This window comes from Dietzia sp. HMSC21D01 (assembly GCF_001815995.1).
In the GTDB taxonomy this organism is placed as follows: Bacteria; Actinomycetota; Actinomycetes; order Mycobacteriales; family Mycobacteriaceae; genus Dietzia; species Dietzia cinnamea.
In genome coordinates this window covers 13,275-35,800 of sequence record NZ_KV824052.1, presented here as the reverse complement: position 1 = coordinate 35,800, position 22,526 = coordinate 13,275, and the positions used below count along the sequence as shown (strand labels likewise).

Annotated in this window: 13 protein-coding genes and 1 pseudogene; 9 read left to right on the top strand and 5 right to left on the bottom strand. The window is 67.2% G+C overall.

The genetic code is table 11. The features are described 5' to 3' along the window. A pseudogene (locus HMPREF3086_RS14300) lies at positions 1–517 on the bottom strand (hypothetical protein); the annotation flags it as partial. A gap of 294 nt (positions 518–811) precedes the next feature. After that, a complete protein-coding gene (locus tag HMPREF3086_RS14295; RefSeq protein WP_070722537.1) occupies positions 812–1,342 on the bottom strand; it encodes an Rv1476 family membrane protein in 531 nt (176 codons plus the stop codon). A gap of 253 nt (positions 1,343–1,595) precedes the next feature. On the opposite strand from HMPREF3086_RS14295, the gene acnA reads away from it, so the two are divergent. From acnA to HMPREF3086_RS14270, 5 genes are all read left to right on the top strand, one after another. Continuing rightward, positions 1,596–4,397 carry an aconitate hydratase AcnA gene (gene acnA / locus HMPREF3086_RS14290; protein WP_070722535.1) on the top strand — a complete coding sequence of 934 codons (2,802 nt, stop codon included), beginning with the start codon at positions 1,596–1,598 and terminating at the stop codon, positions 4,395–4,397. A 92-nt stretch (positions 4,398–4,489) separates the two neighbouring features. Further along, the gene (locus tag HMPREF3086_RS14285; protein ID WP_070722533.1) at positions 4,490–5,059 is read left to right on the top strand and encodes a TetR/AcrR family transcriptional regulator; all 570 of its coding nucleotides are present in this window, start codon (positions 4,490–4,492) and stop codon (positions 5,057–5,059) included. Between the two features lie 30 nt (positions 5,060–5,089). Then, positions 5,090–5,932, top strand: a complete 843-nt coding sequence (locus HMPREF3086_RS14280; protein ID WP_070722531.1) for an aldo/keto reductase — start codon at positions 5,090–5,092, stop codon at positions 5,930–5,932. A gap of 63 nt (positions 5,933–5,995) precedes the next feature. Beyond that, complete coding sequence (locus HMPREF3086_RS14275; RefSeq protein ID WP_070722530.1) at positions 5,996–7,369, top strand: MFS transporter; 1,374 nt, start codon at positions 5,996–5,998, stop codon at positions 7,367–7,369. Then, on the top strand, positions 7,366–8,955 hold the full coding sequence (locus HMPREF3086_RS14270; RefSeq protein WP_070722545.1) for a pyridoxal phosphate-dependent decarboxylase family protein: 1,590 nt from the start codon (positions 7,366–7,368) through the stop codon (positions 8,953–8,955). The genes HMPREF3086_RS14275 and HMPREF3086_RS14270 overlap by 4 nt, the downstream gene beginning before the upstream one ends. 15 nt (positions 8,956–8,970) lie before the next feature. Here HMPREF3086_RS14270 and HMPREF3086_RS14265 read toward each other — a convergent pair whose 3' ends face one another. From HMPREF3086_RS14265 to HMPREF3086_RS14255, 3 genes are all read right to left on the bottom strand, one after another. Further along, positions 8,971–9,600 (bottom strand): HNH endonuclease, encoded by a 630-nt coding sequence (locus HMPREF3086_RS14265; RefSeq protein WP_070722527.1) that lies wholly within the window; start codon positions 9,598–9,600, stop codon positions 8,971–8,973. 111 nt (positions 9,601–9,711) lie between these two features. Continuing rightward, positions 9,712–10,059: a hypothetical protein gene (locus tag HMPREF3086_RS14260; RefSeq protein WP_069390489.1), complete on the bottom strand. Its 348-nt coding sequence runs from the start codon at positions 10,057–10,059 to the stop codon at positions 9,712–9,714. Positions 10,060–10,172: 113 nt separating this feature from the next. Then, on the bottom strand, positions 10,173–10,613 hold the full coding sequence (locus HMPREF3086_RS14255) for a universal stress protein (protein WP_070722525.1): 441 nt from the start codon (positions 10,611–10,613) through the stop codon (positions 10,173–10,175). A 203-nt stretch (positions 10,614–10,816) separates the two neighbouring features. Here HMPREF3086_RS14255 and HMPREF3086_RS14250 point away from each other — a divergent pair, with 203 nt between their 5' ends. The 4 genes from HMPREF3086_RS14250 to HMPREF3086_RS14235 all read left to right on the top strand — a co-directional run bounded on the left by HMPREF3086_RS14250 (position 10,817) and on the right by HMPREF3086_RS14235 (position 22,525). Further along, a complete protein-coding gene (locus HMPREF3086_RS14250) occupies positions 10,817–14,914 on the top strand; it encodes a protein kinase domain-containing protein (protein ID WP_070722523.1) in 4,098 nt (1,365 codons plus the stop codon). 72 nt (positions 14,915–14,986) lie between these two features. Next, positions 14,987–15,865, top strand: coding sequence for a hypothetical protein (locus HMPREF3086_RS19665; protein ID WP_070722521.1), 879 nt, complete (start codon positions 14,987–14,989; stop codon positions 15,863–15,865). After that, complete coding sequence (pglX, locus tag HMPREF3086_RS18150; protein WP_246831009.1) at positions 15,748–18,633, top strand: BREX-2 system adenine-specific DNA-methyltransferase PglX; 2,886 nt, start codon at positions 15,748–15,750, stop codon at positions 18,631–18,633. Before HMPREF3086_RS19665 ends, pglX begins: the two co-directional genes overlap by 118 nt. A gap of 4 nt (positions 18,634–18,637) precedes the next feature. Further along, positions 18,638–22,525, top strand: a complete 3,888-nt coding sequence (locus tag HMPREF3086_RS14235) for a BREX-2 system ATPase PglY family protein (RefSeq protein WP_070722518.1) — start codon at positions 18,638–18,640, stop codon at positions 22,523–22,525. Position 22,526: the final 1 nt, after the last annotated feature.

Here is a 22,526-nt window from a genome sequence, read left to right as displayed (position 1 = left end):
CGGCCGCGGCGACCATCTCCCCGACCACGTGACGCTGGTCGGCCGCCGCGCGACGGAGGTACTCCTGGCGCAGGCCGGCCTCGCCGGGCCCGCCCGGGTCGAGGATCGCCGACGCGGCGCCGGGAGCTGTGCCCTGCCGGTGCAGCAGTCGCGAGTAGTCGTCGAGTGTGCTGCGGGCGGACTCGACACCGGAGTCGGCCTGCGCGCGCTCGGCGGACGTGCGATCGGCCTCGGCGATCGCGCGATCGAGGTCGACCCGGGCCATCTGGAGATCGACGAGGGTCTTGTTCACGCCCTCGCGCTTGACCGCGATCGACTCGCGGGTGCCGTCCAGCCTCGCGGTGGCGTCGGCGACGGCCCGGATGAGACCCGAGATGTCGCCCGGGGCGACCGCGGAGACACCCTGCGCACCCGCGGCCGGGGGGTGCAGCAGCCCGGAGGCCGTTCCCAACACGAGCGCCGCGGCCAGGGCCGCGCGCCCTGCCGCCCTCGACGGGCTTTTCGGTGGCCGTGCCACCGGGGCACGGCGGGACGAATGCTCAGGCTCCACGTTTCACCTTCCGCTGACCGCACCGGGGTGCGGCTGACCGCGCGCCCCGCACGGCGGGACGCGTGACCGGGGCGGCGCGGGCTCCGGTGATGCCTTCCCCTGCGCCACTGGAGTTCGTTACCGCCTCGGGAGAACCGATGGTTCCTTAAGCACCGTAAGTCACAGCGAACACTTGTGAAACATCGGACGGAAAAATACACTGCTGTAACTCAATGCACAGTTGTGTCCGCGGCGTGTCCGCGGCGTGTCAGTAGACGCGTGTCAGTGGGCGCGGCGGCGCAGGACGATGGCGAACGCGACCATCGCCACCACGGCCAACACCAGGACCACCGCTGTGACGGCCCCCCACGGCGGGGTCGGCGCCGTGACCTTGTGCGCGAAGACCGCGGCGGAGGCGACCGGGTCGAACTCTTCCCAGGCGTCGTCCTGGCCGGCTTCGAGCTGGTGCCTCGGGATCGTGTCGCTGGAGCTGCCGATGAAGGCGGGTGTGCGGACGAGGATCGTGCCCTCGTACTCCTCGTTGAGGAACGTCGCCACGTCGCGCGCGTCCGTGTAGACCGCCGCGGGGGCCTCCGTGTAGACGACCTTGAGGTCGAGGCCGCGATCCGCCGCCTCCTCGACCACCGTCCGCAGACCCTCGACGAAGGGCTCCGGGGCCGACACCCCGTCGTCGGCGAGATCCGCCACGACCGCCGGGAAGTCCAGCCATTGCGGTACCTCGTTCTCGCCCAACGACGGGATCGGCCCGGCCTCGCGGGCGAGCGTCATCACGGCATCGTCGGGGTTGTCCACGCCCGATATGGTGCCATCTCGTCGTCGTCGCACCGAACCCACGCGCCGACGGCGCGACAACCGCAGTGCCGTTCCCACGTTCGGGCGCGCCGAGTTTATACAGAACGTCCGTACTGGTAAATTGGGGGCCGCAGACGGATGGCAGGGTCCACAATGGACCGTGTGTCCGCCCCGGCGCCGCCGCCCGACACACTCGAGGTGACGGCTCCGGGTGGGATGACGAATCGACATAGACACCACGAGTGGAGCTGACGTGACAGCAAGCATTGACAGCTTCGGCGCCAAGGGGACCCTTGAGGTCGGCGACGAGGCCTACGACATCTACCGCCTGTCGGCGGTCCCGGGAGCGGAGAAGCTCCCTTACTCCCTCAAGGTCCTCACCGAGAACCTCCTGCGCACCGAGGACGGCAAGAACGTCACCAAGGCGCACATCGACGCCCTGGCGAACTGGGATCCCAACGCCGACCCGGACACCGAGATCCAGTTCACGCCCGCCCGCGTGATCATGCAGGACTTCACCGGCGTGCCCTGCATCGTCGACCTCGCCACGATGCGCGAGGCCGTCGAGAAGCTCGGCGGCGACCCGGACAAGGTCAACCCCCTCGCCCCCGCCGAGATGGTCATCGACCACTCCGTCATCATCGAGTCGTTCGGTGACCACAGCTCGTTCGACAAGAACGTCGAGATCGAGTACCAGCGCAACGAGGAGCGCTACCAGTTCCTCCGCTGGGGCCAGGGCGCGTTCGACGACTTCAAGGTCGTCCCCCCGGGCACCGGCATCGTCCACCAGGTCAACATCGAGTACCTCGCGCGCACGGTGATGGTCCGCGACGGCGTCGCCTACCCCGACACCTGCGTCGGCACCGACTCCCACACCACCATGGAGAACGGCCTCGGCGTCCTGGGCTGGGGCGTCGGCGGCATCGAGGCCGAGGCCGCGATGCTCGGCCAGCCGATCTCGATGCTCATCCCGCGCGTCGTGGGCTTCAAGCTCACTGGCTCGATCAAGCCGGGCGTCACCGCGACCGACGTCGTGCTCACGATCACGGAGATGCTGCGCAAGCACGGCGTCGTCGGCAAGTTCGTCGAGTTCTACGGCGCCGGCGTCGCCGCCGTGCCGCTGGCCAACCGCGCCACCATCGGCAACATGAGCCCGGAGTTCGGCTCCACCTGCGCCATGTTCCCGATCGACGGCGAGACCATCGACTACCTGCGCCTGACCGGTCGCGACGAGGCGCAGCTCGCGCTGGTCGAGGCCTACGCCAAGGAGCAGGGCATGTGGCTCGACCCGGAGGCGGCCGAGCCCGAGTTCTCCGAGTACCTCGAGCTGGACCTCGGCGATGTCGTCCCGTCGATCGCCGGCCCCAAGCGCCCGCAGGACCGCATCGAGCTGTCCGACTCCAAGAGCGCGTTCCGCAAGGACATCCACAACTACGTCGGTGACGACGCCACCACCCTCGAGGACACCCGGAAGGGGTCCACGCAGTACGGCGACGCCCCCGCCGAGGGCGCGACCCTCGTCCACGCCGAGGAGGGCTCGGTCCGCGCCGACGCCTCCGCCGGCGCCGAGGGCCGGCCCTCCAAGCCGGTCGAGGTCACCGTCGAGGGCCGGGAGATGGTGCTCGACCACGGCATCGTCTCGATCGCGTCGATCACCTCGTGCACCAACACGTCCAACCCGTCGGTCATGATCGGCGCGGGCCTGCTCGCCCGTAAGGCCCACGAGAAGGGCCTGACCGCCAAGCCGTGGGTCAAGACCTCGATGGCCCCGGGCTCGCAGGTCGTCACCGAGTACTACGAGCGCGCCGGCCTGTGGCCGGACCTGGAGGCCCTCGGCTTCCACCTCGTGGGCTACGGCTGCACCACCTGCATCGGTAACTCCGGCCCGCTGCCGGAGGAGATCTCCAACGCGATCCAGGAGAACGACCTCACCGCGACCGCCGTCCTGTCCGGCAACCGCAACTTCGAGGGCCGGATCAACCAGGACGTCAAGATGAACTACCTGGCGTCCCCGCCCCTGGTCATCGCGTACGCGATCGCCGGCACGATGGACTTCGACTTCTCCAGCGACTCGCTGGGCAAGGACCACGACGGCAACGACGTGTTCCTCAAGGACATCTGGCCCACCTCCGAGGAGATCGAGGAGACCATCAAGGCCTCCATCTCGTCGAACGAGTACAAGTCCAAGTACGCCGACGTGTTCGCCGGTGACGAGCGCTGGCGCGGCCTCGACACCCCCGACGGCAAGACCTTCGAGTGGGACGAGAAGTCGACCTACGTTCGCAAGGCCCCGTACTTCGACGGCATGGAGATGGAGCCGGAGCCCGTCAAGGACATCAAGGGCGCCCGCGTCCTGGCCAAGCTCGGCGACTCGGTCACCACCGACCACATCTCGCCGGCCTCGACCATCAAGCCGGGCACCCCGGCGGCGCAGTACCTCGACGCCAACGGTGTGGAGCGCAAGGACTACAACTCCTTCGGTTCCCGCCGCGGCAACCACGAGGTCATGATCCGCGGCACCTTCGCCAACATCCGTCTGCAGAACCAGCTGCTTGACGGCGTGACGGGCGGTTACACCCGCGACTTCACCCAGGAGGGTGCGCCGCAGGCGTTCATCTACGACGCCGCGCAGAACTACGCCGAGAAGGACATCCCCCTGGTCGTGCTCGGCGGCAAGGAGTACGGCACCGGCTCCTCGCGTGACTGGGCCGCCAAGGGCACCCGCCTGCTCGGCGTCCGCGCCGTGATCACCGAGTCGTTCGAGCGCATCCACCGCTCCAACCTCATCGGCATGGGTGTCATCCCGCTGCAGTTCCCCGAGGGCGAGTCCCACGAGACCCTCGGTCTGGACGGCACGGAGACCTTCGACATCACGGGCATCGAGGAGCTGAACAACGGCACCACGCCCAAGACGGTCAAGGTCACCGCGACCAAGGAGGACGGCTCCACCGTCGAGTTCGATGCCACCGTGCGCATCGACACCCCCGGCGAGGCGGACTACTACCGCAACGGCGGCATCCTGCAGTACGTGCTGCGCAACATGATCAAGGGCTGATCCCCTCACACATCGTCGGCGGTGCGCGGTACTCCCTGAATCGGGCGAGGAACTGCGCACCGCCGCGGTGTATCCGCGAGAAAGGTTGTGAGATGCCCAGGGTCAGCCAGGACCACATGGACGCCCGCCGCCGGCAGATCCTGTCCGGCGCCCGAGAGTGTTTTGCCGAGTACGGGTTCGAGGGGGCCACGGTGCGCCGGCTGGAGGAGGCCACCGGCATGAGCCGCGGCGCCATCTTCCACCACTTCGACGACAAGGACGCCCTCTTCCTCGCCCTGGCCCACGACGACGCCGCGGCGATGGCCGCGACCGTCGCCGAGCAGGGCCTCGTTCAGGTCATGCGGGAGATCCTCGCCGACCCCCAGGAGTTCTCCTGGCTCGGCACGCGGCTGGAGATCGCCCGCCGGATCCGGACGGACCCGGAGTTCCGGGAACGGTGGACGGACCGGCAGGCGGAGGTGGACGCGGCGATCGTCGCTCGACTCCGCGAGCAGAAGGCCTCCGGTCGGATGCGCACTGACATCCCGGCCGACGTTCTGCGCGTCTACCTCGACATCATCCTCGACGGACTCATCACGCACCTGGCCACCGGCCGCGGCACCGAGCACGTCAGCGAGATGCTGGACCTCGTGGAGGCGTCGCTGCGCACCGGTCAGGGGTGACACCGCGCGCCGGGGCGTACGTTGTAGCGCATGAGCACACCCCAGACGTACGTCCCGACGATCGAACTGAACGACGGGCGGTCGATCCCGCAACTCGGGTTCGGCACGTTCCAGGTCCCGCCCGCGGACACCGAGAAGGTGGTCACCGACGCCATCGAGGTCGGGTACCGGCACCTCGACACCGCGCAGATGTACGGCAACGAGGAGGGCGTGGGCCGGGCGGTGGCCGCCTCCGGGATCCCGCGCGAGCAGTTCTGGATCACGACCAAGCTCAACAACACCTTCCACGAGCGCACGGCCGCCCGTGAGGCCACCGAGCGGTCGCTCGAGGCGCTCGGCGGCCGGATCGACCTGTACCTCGTCCACTGGCCGCTGGCCATGCACGACGATGTCGCGCGGGTCTGGGAGGCCATGGAGGAGATCCGCTCCGACCTGCCCGTCGACTCGATCGGCGTCTCCAACTTCACGGAGGCGAACCTCGCCCGTCTCGCCGATGCCGGGCTGAGCACCCCGACGGTCAACCAGATCGAATCGAACCCCTACTTCGTCAACGACGAGCTCCGCGCCGCGTGTGTCGAGCGCGGGATCGCCGTTGAGGCGTGGAGCCCGCTCGCCCAGGGATCGGTCTTCGGTGACCCGCAGCTCACGGCCCTGGCCGAGCAGGTCGGGCGCACCGTCTCCCAGGTGGTGCTGCGGTGGGTCCTGCAGCGCGGGGACATCGTGTTCCCCAAGTCCTCCAGCCCCGCTCGGATGCGGGAGAACCTCGAGCTGTTCGACTTCGAGCTGACCGACGAGCAGATGGCCTCGGTCTCGGCGCTGCACAACGGCACCCGCTCGGGCCCGGACCCAGACGTCTTCGACTGGCGCGGCTGAACCCGCACCGGATCCGCCGTCGAAGTCCGGCGGAACGGGCGCGGCGGGTCCTAGAGTCGGTCCATGACCACCACCGACGCGGCCGACGCGCCTGACCGGGCGGAGCGCGACCGCGCCACCACGGCCCCGGTCCTGGCCTCGTACGCCGCGGGCAGCCTGGGCACGGGTGCGTTCGGTACGCTGCCCGGGCTGGTGCTGGCGTACTACCTCACCGACTCGATCGGGGTCGCCGCGGCGGTGGCGACGGTGCTCGTGCTGGTGCCCAAGGTCGTCGACGTGCTCGCCTATCCCCTCATCGGGGCGATCTCCGACCGCGCGTCGCACCGCACCGGCTACCGCACGGGCCTGATGCTGTTCGGGGCGCTGGCCCTGCCGCTGCTGTTCGTGGCGACGTTCTCGGCTCCCACCGGGTGGAGCACGGGCGCGGCGGGCGTGTGGGTGATGGGCTTCTTCCTGCTGGCCTCGCTCGCCTACTCGTGTTTCCAGGTGCCGTACCTCGCGCTGCCGGCCGAGCTCACCGAGGACGCCGCCGCCCGCGTGACGGTGCTGGCGTGGCGGGTGGCGGTGCTCGCCGCGGCGATCCTGCTCACCGGCGGTGGCGGCCCGGCGCTGCGGGACGCGGCCGGCGGCGGGGCGACCGGGTACGTGGTGATGGCCGCGGGCGTGGCCGCGTTGATGCTGGTGGGGATGCTGTGGTCGACGTTCGTGGCCGGCCGCCGCACGATCATGCGCGCCGACGCGCCCGCGGGCGGCCTCGCCCACGAGTACCGCGACGGCCTCGACGCGCTGCGGACGACGCGGCCGTTCCGGCTGCTGATGGTGGTGTTCTGTCTGCAGGCGGTGGCCACGGCGGTGATGCTCGCGGGCGGTCAGTACGTGGCGACGTACGTGCTGGGCGACGAGACCGCGCTGACGGGCCTGTTCCTGGCCCTCGTGGGGCCGGCGTTGCTGGTGATGCCGCTGTGGGCGCGGCTCGCCCACGCGCGGGGCAAGGTGCCGGCTCTCGCCGCGGCGACGGCCCTGTTCACGCTCGCCACCCTCCTGCTCGTCCCGGCCGGGTTCGTGCCCGGTGGGTGGGTGCACGTGCCGGTGGCGTTGGCGGGCGTCGCGTACGCGGGCATGCAGGCGCTACCGATGTCGATGCTGCCCGACTGCACCGACCTGGACCGCACCTTGGGGGGACGACGACGAAGTGGCGCCATGAGCGGCCTGTGGACGGCCTCCGAGACGGGCGCGATGGCGTTGGGGCCGGTGGTCGTCCTCGCCCTGCTGGCGGTCGGGGGTTTCCGGTCCGGCGGGGTGGCCGATCAGCCCGGGTCGGCGCACTGGGCGATCGTCCTGGCGTTCTCCCTGGTCCCCGCCGTCCTCGCGGCGACGAGCCTGCTGCTGATCCGGACCCTCGGCAGGTCTTATCCCCGATGGACGGAGCGCGCATGACCCCCGACCCCCTGGCCCTCGAGATCGCCGACCGCGGGGAGCACGCCCTGGCGCGACTGGCCGCGCTGCGGGCGCAGGATCCACCCACGACCGGTGGGCGGGTCCTCAGTTATGTCTACGACTCCGGGCTGGAGGAGCTCGACGAGCTGGCGAGCCGCGCCGCCCGGCTGGCGCACGGGGTCAACGGCCTCGATCCCACGGTGTTCGCCTCGGTCGCCGAGATCCACGGCGGGATCGTCGATCGCGTCCGCGCGATCCTCGGTGGCGCGCCCGGTGAGGTTTTCGGCAGCGTCACCTCCGGCGGGACCGAGAGCTGCATCCTCGCCTGTCTCGCCGCCCGCGAGGTCTCCGGCCGCGAGCCCGGCAGCGGTGGGACGATCGTCGCTCCCGTCACCGCGCACGCCGCGTTCCGCAAGGCCGCCCACCTGCTGGGGCTGCGCTTCGTCGGCGTCGAGGTCGACCCGGCCACGGGGAGGGTCACCGCGGAGGAGCTGCTCGCCGCGGTCGACGAGCGCACCGTGCTGGTCGTCTGCTCGGCCCCGGCCTATCCGAACGGGGTGATCGACCCCGTGGCCGAGATCGCCGCCGGGCTCGAGGCACACCACGACCCGCGGATCGGGCTGCACGTCGACGCCTGCCTCGGCGGGCTCGTGTTGCCGTACTGGCCCTCGACCGAGAGGACTGGACAGTCCGAGTCGACCGGGCAGTCCGAGTCGACCGGGCAGCCCGAGTCGGCCGAGCCGGACGGAGCCGAGCGGTGGGACATGCGCATCCCGCGCGTCACGAGCATCTCGGCGGACGTACACAAGTACGGTTTCGCACCAAAGGGCACGTCGGTGCTGCTCAGCCGGGGCCGCGAACGCCACCGGGCGGCATGGTTCGCCACCGTCGACTGGCCCGGCTACCCGGTGGTCAACCCGACGCTCGCCGGATCCAAACCGCTCGAACCCGCCGCGGCGGCGTGGACGGTGCTCGAGGCGCTCGGCGACGGCGGGCAGCGTGAACTGGTCGCCCGGACCGCCCGGGCGACCGATCGGTTGGTCGACGGGTTGTCCGGCATCGAGGGGCTACGAGTCCTCGACCGCGATCCCGGCCCACTGCTGGCGGTCGTCGCCGACGAGTCCGCCGGAGACGGCCGGCGCGTTCACCCGCACCTCTGGGCGGATGCCTGCGCCCGGAGGGGCATCGCCGTCCAGGCGCAGCCCGCCTACCGCCAGGAGCGGGGGACCTTGTCGTCGTCGTCCCACCTCACCATCACCCCGGTGACCGAACGGCTCGTCGAGGAGATCCTCCGCGTGGCGTTTGAGGCCGCAGACGAGGTCCGCGGGCAGCTTGATCCAGTTCCTCCAACGGGGTTCGCCGACGTGCTCGACGCGCTGGAGACAGGGACCCTCTCCCCCGCCGACCTGCTCGCCCTGCCAGAAGATGAGGTGCATGCGCTCGTGGGTGGTGTCCTCGACGCGGACGAGGCCGGGACCGAGGGAGGCGGTGGCGGAATGGCGCCGCTGCTCGCGGCGATAGAACGGCTGCCCGCAGGCGTGGGCGGCCGCCTGGTCCGCGCCTACCTCGCGGCGGTGATGGAGTGACGGTGATGGAGTGATTCAGGCGAACTTCGCCTGAATCTCGGCAGACGCCCGGAACCACCGACCGATGTACGGCACCGCGATAGGAGCGGGATTCGCCCGGAGGTACCGCACGAACCAGTCGGTCAACCCGTCCCACTGGGCGTGATCGCCCGGGGGATGGAGTCCCCATCCCAGTTCGGTGAGCGTCCAGTGCGCTTTGGCAGAGTTGCGCAGCATAGATGTCGTCACCCAGTTCGCCTCGGTGTCCTCTCCCCCACGGGACACCGGCTGCAGGTGGTCGATGGTCGGGAACAGCTCCCAGAACGCGAAGTGCGATCGCGACATCGCCCAGTTCGGATCCGCGGGGAAGTCCTCCGGAAGCAGTACGGAGAGCAGCCGTAGCGCCCCGGGGTTGACCAGACGCGTCCCGCTGTAGCGGTCGACGAACCCGTCGCGGTAGAAGAGACGCAATGACCTCCGTTCCGTGTAACTCCGGGACGTCTTCTCCACGGGCACGAACGGGTAGCGGAGGCCGAGTATCCGACTGCCTTCGTCAAGCCCAACGGTCTCGATCGCATCGGCGACATCCGCCAGCACATCCGCCTTGTCCTCGAGCTCCGGCGCGGCCACTCGTGCACCAGGGACATCGCGGGTCGCGTCATCCATCTACTCGCCCTCCACTCCGGGTTGCGGTCTTAATCCCAGTGTGAGCGGCCCATACGACAAGCGCCCCCCGACTCGAGATCGGGGGGCGCGGTCCGCATACGGGGCGATGCCTCAGACGAGGACCGCGACCGCGACGTTGACGATGCCCAGGACACCGGCGACGTGGGTCAGGGTCGCGGTGCTGCCCTGGGCCTTGGCCTCCTTGCGGACGCCGATGATCGCGACGACGAGGATGACGATCGCGACCAGCAGCTTGATACCGATCTTCATGTGGTTGAGGTCAGCGTCCTGCATCTCGCGCAGGCCCACGAGCAGCAGTCCGGTCACCACCTGGAGGATCGCGCCGTGCAGGATGCCCTTCGCCATGTAAGGCGCCTTGATGGTGGCGAGCCAGCCACCGATGATCCCGGCGAGACCGATGAAGTGCAGGATGAGGATGATCTGGATGACAGTGTCCATAAGGCGAATTGTCTCAGGTCAACGCGGAATCGCCGCAGGTAAGGGTCTCCTGTGTGACGCTCGACTCGGTCGGCCTGGATGCTGCGTGTGACGCACCCCGACGGGCGGCGCCGCTAGTTGGCCTCGTGGCTCGAATGCGGCAGGACGACCACGGGGCAGTGCGCGTGCGCCACGACGTGCTGACTGACCGAGCCGAGCAGCATCCCGGTGAACCCGCCTCGTCCGCGGCTACCGATCACCACGAGCCGGGCGTCCCCGGATGCAGCGATCAACGCTTCGGCCGCGTGGCCCTGCAGGACGGCCGGCTTGTACGAGGCGTCATCCCCCAGGGCGTTGCGCACCGCTTCCGCCAGCATCTCGCGCGCGCTGCTCTCTAACTCGGAGGAGTCTTCCCAGCCGGCCATCGCATACGGGCCGTAGACCGCTGGCAATTGATACGCGGTCAGGGCGATCAGTGGCGCGTCGAGCGCTGCCGCGTACTCGGCTGCCCACTTCAGGGCCCGTAGCGAATCCGCTCCGCCGTCGACTCCGACGACTACTGGCCTGGTGTCCATGACCTGTCCTCCTCCGGCGATATGCCGACGGTGCCCCGGACTGTCGTGCACCGACGACACCTTCCACCGTAGACCTGCCGACACCCTCCCGAGTGCGTCTCAGTGAGACTGATGTGAACGGCTTGTGCGTCCGTCGGCGCGGCTGTCGGAGTAGTGCACTAGGGTTTCTTTAGTCACAGGCACTATCAGGAGGTCGGTCAACGGTGCGGCAAGACAGCAAGCGTTGGACCGAGGTTTCCCGGTCGGCTTTCGACCATGAAAAGCAGGGGCTGGCACTACTGGCAGGCGCGGTTCCGGACTCGTCCCCGTACCGCGTGTGGGCCAATTTTGAGTTCCAGGACTCTCATGGGCAATGGCACGAGGTGGACGCACTCGTGGTGGGCCAATCTCGTATCCATCTGCTGGAGCTGAAGTCATACCACGGCCGGCTCGGCGGGGATGAGCACCTGTGGGTGACCGAACGCCGCGGTCGGGTGGATCGCATGCGCTCCCCCATGGTCACCACCCGTCGCAAGGCCCAGCGCTTCAAATCTCGGCTCGAGGAGGAGATCTCCAAGATCGCCCGGGACCCGGAGAACACACCAATGGTCCGCGAGGCGGCGGCGAAGTTCGGCAGGATCCCGTGGATCCAGGAAGCGGTGTTCCTCCACAACCCGGCCATACAATCGTCCTTGCCCCCCGGTAAGGCGCACAACATCTTTGGCGTGGACCCCGCCGATTTCCCCTTCGAGACCCTCGACACCGGCCTGCCCCCGATCAGTGAGCGGATCCAAGAACCCTCCGGCGGCAGTCGCATCAACGAGCTGCAGGAACTGGTCATCGCGGTGGCCATGCAGTCGATCGCTGGAATCGCGGTACGCGATCAGTACGCCGGGTCCTTCCTCCTGCACGACCGGTTGGACTCCCCCGATCCCCGCTTCCACGAGTGGGACGGCGAACACAAGGAGACCGGCGACCCGATCCGGGCACGAGTGCTCAACCTGGATTCGGTTGCTCACGAGGGCCAGCGGCTGAGCATGCGCAAGAACCTGCGCCGCGAGTACGAGTTGCTCGCGGGGCTGAACCATCAGCACATCGTCTCCCCGCGGAGCATGGAGACCCTTCGGGGTACTTCCGAGGAAGTCGTCGTCTACCCGGCGCTACCGGAATACCAGCCGCTGGACGTCGCTCTGCCGGGTGCCCGACTGTCTGCTGCCGAGCGGGCCGAGATCGTCCACCAGGTGGCCAGCGCCGTGCTGTATGCGCATCAGCATCAGGTGGTTCACCGCGGGTTGGACCCCGCCACAGTCCTGCTCAACGTGGAGCGTGTGTCGTCCCTTCCGGTGGACCGCCCCGGGCGGATCGAGGTCAAGGTCGACGGCTGGTCACGGGCCGGGACGACCGAAGCGTCCGGCACGGTCCTGGGGGCCACGGGGTCGGCTGTGACCAGCGTCAGCGTCGACGACGCAACAGCGGTCTTTCAGGCACCCGAGGCCTCGGGGATGCACACGCCGGACCGGCTCGCTGCTGACTTGTTCTCGCTAGGCGCGGTGGCGTACTACGTTCTCACCGGCGCGGATCCGGCCTCCGACCGATCAGACCTGCTCGATCGCCTCGAGCGCGACCGGGGTCTGGACGTGACCGCGGTGACCAACGAATTCGACCAACACCTTCGAGATCTGGTCAAGACGGCCACCGCGCCCGTGGTCTCTGATCGGATCAAGAGTTTCCTGCCTACCAGCGCGACGCCCGGAGACACTCCTGTGCGCGTGTTCGTCGAGAAGTGGGACTCGGCAGCGGGCCAGGACGACACCCGCGCATCGAGCCCACAGATGGATGCTGCGGCGCCGATGATCGACGGCAAGATCGCCGACCGGTTTGTGGTGAAGCAGGTCCTTGGCTCCGGCTCGACGGCACTGGGAATCTTGGTCGAGGACACGGACGACCCGGACGGTCCCCCGAAGGTGCTCAAGGTGGGGCGTGACGACCAGGCAGCCGCCCGTTTGCGCGGCGAAGCCGAGGTACTGCGCTCGCTGGCCAAGGGACTGCCAGCCAAGTACTCGAAGCTGTTCGTGTCGCTATTGGCAGATCCCATGGTGGTCCACAACAACCGCACCTGCCTGGTGCTGTCCAGCTGCGGCACAGTCACCCTGGCCGGCGCACTCCAGTTGGGTCCGGTCGCCCAGAGCAGGTTCTGGAAGTTCGCCGCCAATCTGGCGGACATGCTCGTGGCCCTGGAGGCGGCGGGCGTGGCCCACCGGGACATCAAGCCCTCCAACCTCGGAATACGACGGCCGGGCAAGAACGCGCACCTGGCGTTGTTCGACTTCTCCGCCTCCCGCGAGTCCCTGCACCACACCGAAGTGGGGACGGGCGCGTACAGAGATCCGTTCCTTGGCCGCCACGGGCGTCGCACCGCGGACTCGGCGGCCGAGCGGTACGCCGCGGGAGTGGTGCTCTTCGAGATGGCCACGGGGAGTACCCCGACGTATGGGGACGGACTCACGGACCCGTCCCTGACGGACGGCCGGGTGGCCATCGACCAGGACACCTTCCCCGCCGAGTGGAGCGACGAGGTCGTGGACGCCATGACGGCGATCTTCCACCGGCTCCTCGACGGCGACGTGCGCAGCCGCTACGGCTCCGCAGAGGAGTTCCGTGACGCGCTCGCTACGGCGACTTCCCTGTACGGCGGCGATCAAGAGCGTTCGCCTCGCCAGACCTCCCCCACTACTGAATCCAGTGGGGCGACGGTTATCGGCAGGGACGTCACTACGCGAAGTGGTGACACACTGACCGCCACGACCGTCGCGCTCCCGGGGATGGGGCAGCTTGCCGACGAGTTGCTGGCGCAATCGGGAAGCTCCCGCACATCCGACTACAAGCTGGTCCGAGCGATCCTCGGACTCGCAGATGGCTCACCAGCAGATCCCTTCCAGGCGATGTCGGCGTTCGCGGAGACATTGCGGGTGACGCAGGGCCGGATCCCGCAGATCACCGGCAAGTTCCCGGACTTGTGGAAGTCCTCTCCCCTTCTCCGGGACTCATTCGAAGCGATTCGCGGAGCCACCCACAGCGAGATTGTTCGGCGGGGTGGGGTCGCCAGTATCCGTCAGCTCGCCGCCGCTCTGGAGCAGCTCCTGGGCTCCGACCCCAGTCGTAGTCGCGACGATTTCGAGCGACTTCGGCTGGGCATCTTGCGCATGTTCGATCTCGGTCTGCACCGCGCCGCCGATGGGGCCGGCTCGGGAGTCGAGCTGATCCGGCGCGGCCGGATAGGTCACGTCATCGGCATGACGCTGCACCCGGAATGGGCCAAACCGCTCGCCTCCGAGGTGCACCAGGCCGCGCGAGACCTGCTGCAGGAGCCAGGGGTCCAAGTGGTCTCCCCCGAGCTGGTCGATCAGGAACTGGGTTCAGTCGCCACAAGCGTGCTGAGCAAACTCGCGGTTTCCCGGGAACGAGTTGGGATCGAGACGCTTCGGGAACTCGCCGTCGCTGGTGACCCGGATATGTCGATCAACACGGCCGGGGAACTGTACTCGACCCACATTGAAGTACGAGACCTCATCAGCCTGACGCTGCCCCAGGCTGCACGAGAGTTCTCTCTTGAGCTCCTCTCCGACTCGATCCGGGCCAGGTTCCCGCAGCTTGCCAGTCGCGCACCTCGGCGCGACGATGTGGAAGCGGTGCTGTCGGAGGCAATGCCGGGCATGGCGTACGACTCGGCACGCCGAGTCTTCCGGTACTTCTCGGACACGCCGGCTGGTCTGAGCGCAGTTCTTACCCGAACCCCGTCCTCGCACCGGACACGGGTCGGCGCCGGCGAGGATCCCGTGATGGAGCAGCTGAGCAGGGCGCTAACCGGAGCAGGTTTCGTCTCCGTGTCGGTGCCATACGGGCACAGTGACGAGATCGCAGACCAGCTCGCCATGCACGTCGGAGGTCAGGTGGTGGACCTGTCCGACAAGGTGCTGGGCAGGCTCGATGAAGCGCTCATCGCGAGCGGGCAGGAAAGCAAACGCGATGAGGTCCTGCAACTCGGCCCGGACCAGCTGCGGCCGGTGATGGAAACCCATGTTCGGTCGGTCCTTGACGAGGTGGATGCGTTGCCCGACCCCGTGGTGGTCCTCACGGAGGCATCGCTGCTGGCGGGGTATTCGCAACTCGATCAGCTCTCACGGTGGACCAACCTTTCCGCCCCACCCCAGCGGCCGGTGGTGCTGATCACCAGCCGCCCCACGGATGCCCCGGGGCAGCCGGATCAGGTGGAGGGGCGACAGTTGCCGATCACCAGTGATTCGCAGCTCGTCAGCGTCTAGCCGTTTATCACTTCTCAAGATCGTCCGGATGGCCCGGTTTCCGGAGCCGCCCTCAAGGAAAGGATGTGCCGCATGGCTGGTCGTGCGCGGGGTGGGCGGAAGGCTCAGGATTCGACGTTGACGCAGGTGTTGCAGCCGGTGGTGCGTGACTTGGTTGAGGATATGCGTGAGCGGTTGGAGGACGACGCCGACCGGGCTGCTGTGTGGCGGGCGCGGCATGCCGGGTTGGTGGAGGCACAGCGCACTGGTGCTACGTGGACGGATTGGGTGGAGGATCAGCTCACGCAGGCTGCGGTGGGGTGGGTGCTCACGAGCGTGTTTGTGCGTTTTTGTGAGGACAACGACCTGCTGGGGCGACATAAGCGGTGGATCAGCGGCGCCGATGCTGATGGGCGGGCCCGGGCGGTGGATGAGCAGGAGCGGTTCTTTTCGCAGAACCTTGATCAGGGGTTCCGCGGGTATCTGAGGTATGCGTTTGCGCAGCTTGAGCGTTCTCCTGCTGCTGCGTCACTGGTGGGTCAGCACGCGGCGATCCATATTGCTGAGCCGAGTGATCAGGCTGCGCAGCGGTTGGTGGAATTCTGGCGTCAGGCTGACGCGGAGAATGCGACGGTATGGGCGTTGCACGATCCGCAGCTCGATACGCGATTTCTTGGCGATATGTATCAGGATTTGTCTGAGTACGCGAAGAAGAAGTACGCGTTGTTGCAGACGCCGGAGTTCGTGGAGGAGTTCATTCTCGATCGGACGTTGACGCCGGCGTTGGGGAGCGTCGTCCTCGCCGTCCCCGGATTGAGGATGATGGGCGCACTGCGGCGGTGGATTTTAAGGTCATTGACCCGACGTGCGGTTCGGGCCACTTCCTGCTCGGGGCGTTTGGCCGATTGCTGGACTATTGGCGACAGAATGAGCCGGGACTTGATCCGGCAGAGCATGCCCGGCTCGCTTTAGAGTCGATTCACGGGGTGGATATCAACCCGTTTGCTGTTGCTATCGCCCGGTTCCGGTTGGTGGTGGCGGCGCTTCAGGCGATGGGCATGTCGAGCCTGTTGGATGCACCCCAGTTGCCTTTGAACGTTCACGCAGGCGACTCGTTGCTCTGGAGCGAGGACTCGGCTGGCCAGTCCGGTCTTGAGTACGGCATCTCTTTCGACCCGGACGCGGTCGCCAGCGGGGCACAGCTGACAACGGAGGACGTTGAGGCGCTGCGGCGAGTTTTGGCGCGGGATCAGTACGACGTGGTGGTGGGCAATCCTCCATACATCACGGTCAAGGACAAGGCGCTTAACCAGCGCTACCGCGAGTTGTACAGCTACTGTAAGGGCACCTACGCACTCACAGTGCCGTTCATGGAGCAGTTCCACGCCCTCGCCAAATCCGGAACGATGGACAAGTCGCGTGCGGGATGGATCGGACAAATTACCTCCAATTCGTTCATGGCGCGCGAATTCGGCGTCCCTCTCATCGAAGAGTTCTTGCCGCGGAAGGACCTTCTCGAGGTGATCGACACCTCCGGCGCCTACATACCTGGTCACGGCACGCCCACGGTCACGCTGGTGTCGCGTAACCGCCCACCGCAAGCAGACTCTGTCCGCGCAGTACTGGGAATTCAAGGCGAACCAGGCGCACCTGACGACGCCGCGCAGGGTCTCGTCTGGCGAAGCATCGTTGAACACATCGACACTCCGGGATACGAAAATCAGTGGATCAGCGTTGCCAGCCTAGAGCGGCAGGGGTTGACCAACCATCCGTGGTCGTTGCAGGGTGGGGCCGCCCCGGAAGTCGCGTCGCGTATCGACCGTGCCAAGGCGAACGCATTGTCAGATTGTGAAGCTGTGGTGGGTAGAACGACTCACACGGGCTCTGATCCTGCATTCTTCGTGACTCTTAATTCAGAACACACCTTGCATTTGGATCAGCTTGTTCCTCTTGTAACCGGCGAGACCGTTCGTGACTTCTCGTTGAATTACGACACCTTGTCTGTTTTCCCGTATGACTCGGCCGGTCGTCCCATCCGGCTCGAGCCGGCAACTGAGAGGTTCTTTTGGCGGAATCGAGCCACCCTGAGTCGACGCGTGGACTTCGAGCAGACGCTCGAACAACGTGGGCTCCGATGGTTCGATCACTCAATGTTTTTCCCTAAGCGATTTTCGGTGCCACTAGGGATAGCGTTTGCGTTTGTTGCTACGCATAACCATTTTGTTTTGGACCGGGGCGGAAAGGTGTTCAATCGTTCCGCACCGGTGATTAAGTTGCCGGAGGGCGCTGGTGAGGACGAGCATCTCGAGCTCCTCGGTGTGCTGAACTCGTCGACGGCGTGCTTCTGGCTCCGACAGAATTCTTATCCAAAAAGCGCAGGACTCCATCCGTGGGCAGATCGGTATGAGTTTACTGGGGCGACGTTAAAAGATTATCCGCTCCCGGCAGGGTCAGTGGTGGACCGTGCGCGGCGGATTGATGGTCTTGCGCAGGAGTTGGCGGCGACCGAGCCGGCGGCGTTGTTGGAGCGCGAGCTGCCGTCGGCGGAGCTTTTTGCTCGGGGTGAGGCGGAGTGGAACCGCGTCCGGTCGCTGATGATCGCCGAGCAAGAAGAGCTCGATTGGCAGGTGTACCACCTCTACGGGTTCACCGAGGCCGATGAGTCGCTGCCAGTAGGCGAAGTTCCGGGCATTGCGCTGGGTGAACGTGCATTTGAGATTGCTCTTGCCCGGAAAGTGGCTGCAAGTGAGGTGGAAACGGCGTGGTTTGAGCGGCATCGATCCACCCCGATCACTCAGATCCCTGAGCATCTGCCCGAGGAGTACCGAACGGTTGTGGAGCGTCGGCTTGAGATGATCGGGCAGGATCGGTCGCTGGAGTTACTGGAACGGCCCGAATACAAGCGGCGGTGGTCCTCCACCCCGTGGCAGGACCGGGTCCGGCAGGCGCTGGCGTCGTGGATTCTGGACCGGCTCGAGAACCCGCAGTTGTGGAAGGCCGGCAACGGGTATCCGCAACCGCAGTCAGTGCGTCAGCTCGCCGCACGAGTAGACACCGATTCACTGCTGGAGGGCGTGGCCGGGGCGTTGGAGTTGTGGTCGACCAAGCGTCAAGCCGGAGTGTTGGCCAACCTTCTCGAACTGTTGAAGGACGAGGCGGTACCGCATCTGGCTGCGATGCGGTTGAAAGACTCCGGGCTGCGTAAATTCGCTGCGTGGCAGCAAACTTGGGACGCCCAGCGGGCTGAAGACCGCGGTGAGATCACCACTGCTGAGGTGCCGGTTCCTCCCAAGTACACCTCGGCAGATTTCCGGAAGTCGTCCTACTGGCAGGCGCGCGGCAAACTCGACGTGCCCAAGGAACGGTTCATCTCCTACCCCGACGCCTCCGGGCCCGATGATCCCACCCCGATGCTCGGGTGGGCAGGCTGGGACCACGCAGAGCAAGGCATCGCGCTGCTGTCGCTATACGACGACCGCAAAGACGACACCCCAACCGAGCAACTCGTCCCGCTCGTAGCTGGACTGGCCGAGGTCATGCCCTGGATCAGGCAGTGGCACTCCGGTATGGACGCCACCCTCGGACTGGACTGGGCCGACTACCTTGACGGCCAACTGGCCACCCTCGCCGACAACGTGGGCGTTGCCGTCGACGACCTCGCCAACTGGCGACCCGCCCCAGCGACCCGCGGCCGCAGTCGCGCCGCATCAACCGCTACTGCACCCGTTACGGAAAGCTAGACCCATGGCCTTCACCCCACCCGGCGCCCCAGCACCCGGCACAAGCCCCTCCCTGCGGGAGATCTTCTCGATTCCCGACCATTCGGGTACCTCGACGTTCGTACTCCAGCTCTCCGAGGCCACTACCGCCGACGAATTGGGCGCCACCCTCGCCGACTACGTGGTGACCCCCTCTATCGCCGACGCCTTCGACGCCGCACTCGCACTGGTCGACAGCGCCATCGCCGAAGGAGAGAACAAGGGAGCCTTCCTCAAGGGCTCCTTCGGCTCCGGTAAATCGCACTTCATGGCTGTACTCATGGCCTTGCTCAGCGGAAACCCTCAAGCCCGGATGATCCCCGAGCTACAAGAACACGTCGCCCGCCACCCCCGTGCGACGAACTCGACAATCCTCACCTTGCCATTCCACTTCCTCGGCTCCGACTCCATCGAGGACACTCTCTTCACCGGGTATCTAGAGCAGCTGGCCGAGCTGCACCCCGGCGCCACCCCGCCAGTTCTGCACCGCGCCGAAGGGCTGCTGGAGAACGCGGAACAGATGCGGGCGACCGTCGGAGACGAACAATTCTTCGCGACCCTCGCGCAAGCGACCACAGGACCGGACGGGACCACCTCGTCGTCGTCGACACCTGGCGGCCTCGACCTGGCAGCGCTCGGCGGCGCTCCCGCCCGCACCTGGGACACCGCCACCTACGATCGCGCCCGTCACCCCGCGGCCGACCGCATCGACCGCGACCACCTCATCTCCGCACTCAGTCAGACCTGGTTCACCTCGGCAAGCACCAACACCGACTGGCTGCACCTACCCGACGGTCTCGCCGCCATCTCGGCTCACGCCAAAGGGCTCGGCTACGAGGCCGTGGTGCTGCTGCTCGACGAACTCATCCTGTGGCTGACGTTCCACTTCTCCAACCGCGACTTCTTCGGTCGGGAGATCCAGAAACTCACCGGATTCATCGAATCCGCGCAAGGACGCATGTCGATCCCCGTGGTGAGCTTCATCGCCCGCCAGCACGACCTCAAGGCATGGAAAGACTCCTCCATCGAGGCCGGCGAAGCCGCCAGCATCCGCGAGAAGTCCATCGCCCACCAGGAAGGACGCTTCTCCTCCATCACCCTCGGGACGGCCAACCTTCCGCAGATCGCGCATCGCAGGCTCCTCTCACCCAAGGATGCTTCAGCAGCAGCCGCACTCCAGGAATCGTTCGACAGGCTGCACCTGTCGGCCGCCGTCAAGCCGGTCCTTCTGGACAAGGTCAACACCGACGATCAGCACCGCGGCTCCAGCGAAGACGACTTCCGGCTCACCTACCCGTTCAGCCCCGTCCTCATCGACACCCTCATCAACCTCTCCTCCGCCATGCAGCGTGACCGAACCGCGCTCAAGGTAATGGAGACGATGCTCGTCGACCTCGCCGACACCATGACCATCGACCAGGTCATCCCCGTCGGTGAAGTGTTCGACTACATCATCGAAGGCAACCAGCGCGGCGGCGCCGACGAGGCAGTGGCCGCGCGGTTCCGGACCGCGCGTACCCTGTGGCACGACAAGCTCCGGCCTGCGGTGTTCGCGCAGTTCCCCGACCAGGACCCGGCAGTTCCCGACCTGCAGCAACCACGCGGTGTTCGCGCCCGGCTGCGGCTGGCCAAGACGCTGCTGCTCTCGGCTTTGGCGCCCGAGGTGCCCGGTCTCAAGGCACTCACCGCCAGCCGGCTCGCGCATCTCAACCATGGTGAGCTCACCGTCGTGGTGGCCAGCGATGCTCCCGCCCAGGCGCTGCAGGCGGTACGCGAATGGAACACCTCGGTCCCCGAGATCACCGTGGGCACCGACACCACCGACCCGCTCATCTCCATCACCCTCGAAGAGCTGCCGTTCGACGAGATCCTCGACCGCGCCCGGGCCGAAGACACCTACCCGCGGCGCCGGGAGCGGCTGAGGTCGATCCTGATCAACGAACTCGGAATCGAGTCGGTACCGGTTCAGCAGGACGGCGCCCGCAGCACGCAGATCGTATGGCGTGGAACCACCCGCACCGTCGAAATCGCCTTCGGCAACGTCCGAGACCCCGAGTCCGTACCCGACCACCTCGTCTCCCCCGTGGCGCCCGGGGCGTTGCGGGTGATCGTGGACCTCCCCCTCGATGACGACGACAAGTACGGCGTCACCGATGACCACTCCCGCCTCGACCGGATGCGCGCCGACGGCCTCGACGCGTTCAGCCTCGCCTGGCTGCCCGCGTTTCTCGACCGCAAGCAGATGGAGGACCTGGGCAGGCTCGTCACGATCGACTGGGTGCTTCAGCCGGAGAAGTGGCGTGGCTACACCAGCTACCTCGCCGAGGGTGACCGCGAGCGGGTGCGGCAAGTCATGTACACCCAGCGCGACCAGCTCGCCGGGCAGCTCGCGGCCATCCTGCGACAGAAGTACGGCGTCACCGGCGGTGAGACCTTCCCCGAAGGGCAACCTCCCGTCCGTGCGATGGATACCACCGTCGACGTGCAGCGACCCGTGGGCGCGACCCTCGGTGAAGCCGCACGGCGCCTCTACGAGCAGGCCTTCGACCAGCGGTACCCCGACCACCCGCGGTTCGACACCACCACCGCGCTCACCCAGGCTGATTTCGGTCGCGCACTCGACACGCTCCGAGCGTCCGACTCCCACGCGGACGGTCGGGCGAACTTCGACAAATCCGTACGCCGCTCCGTGGCGCTGGTACTCGGAGGACTGCGGGTAGCCAACGTGTACGAGGCACACCTGGTGTTCCCCAGCTCGGAGTTCTCTACGTTTGCGGGACAGATCGACCGGGGACTGCAGGACAGCGGACTCGGCCCAGACGCCCACGGAACCGTCACCGTCGGGGACCTCACTCAGGTGATCGACAAGCTCCGGCAGACCGCGGGGCTCACCAAGGAGAGTCTCGTGTTGCTCGCCGCTGCGTGGGCCGAGTCCCGAGACCGGAGCTGGTTCCTGCACAACGCGCCGATCGCGGCTCCCGCATTCAAGGACATCCAGCTCCACCACCAGCTCCGCGAGCCCGTCCTGCCCGCGCAGGAAGACTGGACCCGGGCCGTTCGGGCTGCCCAGCACCTGTTCGGGCTGCCCGAGCGGCACCACCTGTCCCCCACCAACCTCACCCGCCTGTCGACCGAGGTGGCGAGCTACGCCGCCGAACACAAGCAGGGCAGCGAGGACCTGGTCCAACAGCTCTCCAAGCTGAGTGCGCGACTGGAGCTGACGGAGGATGGGGCCCGGCTCGCACTTGCCCGCCGGCAGGCAGAACTCCTCCGGACTCTGGCGACAAAGAAAGACCGGCCCGGAGAACTCGTTGCAGCCTTGGCCGCCACCGAGGAGTCCGGCAACCGGTACCTCGGCGCGACAACCACAGAGGCGAGCCTGTCCATCACCAGCGCCGCTGACGTGGCCGCGGTGGCACGGAACGTGGGGCAGAGCCTTGAAACCCTGCTCGCGGGACGCGAAAGGCCCGGAGCGTTGGGGGCGGACGCTCAGACGATCGTGTCCGGGCTCGCCACCGGCGTGGGCCAGCACGAGTTCGTGACCAACTTGGCCACCGCGGTGGGCAAGTTCGAGAAAGCCGCTCAAGCGTGGATTACCAAGGTCGTGGGATTGGTTGATCCTTCCCCGCCAGTCGACCCTCCCCCGCCAGTCGTTCCTGATCCGCCAGACGATCCGGTGCATCCCGATCCGCCGAATCCGCCGGTTTCGGCAACGGAGATCGAGATCAGAGGCAGTGGCACCCGCCGTCACTTCTCGGCCCAACGGTCGCACGTGGCGTCGGCAGTGGAGACCGCCCTGAACGAGCTCCGAGAAGCTCATGGCGAGCACGTTCGCTACCGCATCGACATCGCGGTTGAGGAGGACCAAGCGTGAG

What these genes read in the sequence shown, in the direction of transcription:
- HMPREF3086_RS19665 (WP_070722521.1), top strand. Translation starts at nt 14,987, where the DNA reads ATGGCTGGTCGTGCGCGGGGTGGGCGGAAGGCTCAGGATTCGACGTTG.
- HMPREF3086_RS14235 (WP_070722518.1), top strand. Translation starts at nt 18,638, where the DNA reads ATGGCCTTCACCCCACCCGGCGCCCCAGCACCCGGCACAAGCCCCTCC.
- HMPREF3086_RS14285 (WP_070722533.1), top strand. Translation starts at nt 4,490, where the DNA reads ATGCCCAGGGTCAGCCAGGACCACATGGACGCCCGCCGCCGGCAGATC.
- HMPREF3086_RS14280 (WP_070722531.1), top strand. Translation starts at nt 5,090, where the DNA reads ATGAGCACACCCCAGACGTACGTCCCGACGATCGAACTGAACGACGGG.
- HMPREF3086_RS14265 (WP_070722527.1), bottom strand. Translation starts at nt 9,600, where the DNA reads ATGGATGACGCGACCCGCGATGTCCCTGGTGCACGAGTGGCCGCGCCG.
- HMPREF3086_RS14255 (WP_070722525.1), bottom strand. Translation starts at nt 10,613, where the DNA reads ATGGACACCAGGCCAGTAGTCGTCGGAGTCGACGGCGGAGCGGATTCG.
- HMPREF3086_RS14270 (WP_070722545.1), top strand. Translation starts at nt 7,366, where the DNA reads ATGACCCCCGACCCCCTGGCCCTCGAGATCGCCGACCGCGGGGAGCAC.
- HMPREF3086_RS14260 (WP_069390489.1), bottom strand. Translation starts at nt 10,059, where the DNA reads ATGGACACTGTCATCCAGATCATCCTCATCCTGCACTTCATCGGTCTC.
- HMPREF3086_RS14275 (WP_070722530.1), top strand. Translation starts at nt 5,996, where the DNA reads ATGACCACCACCGACGCGGCCGACGCGCCTGACCGGGCGGAGCGCGAC.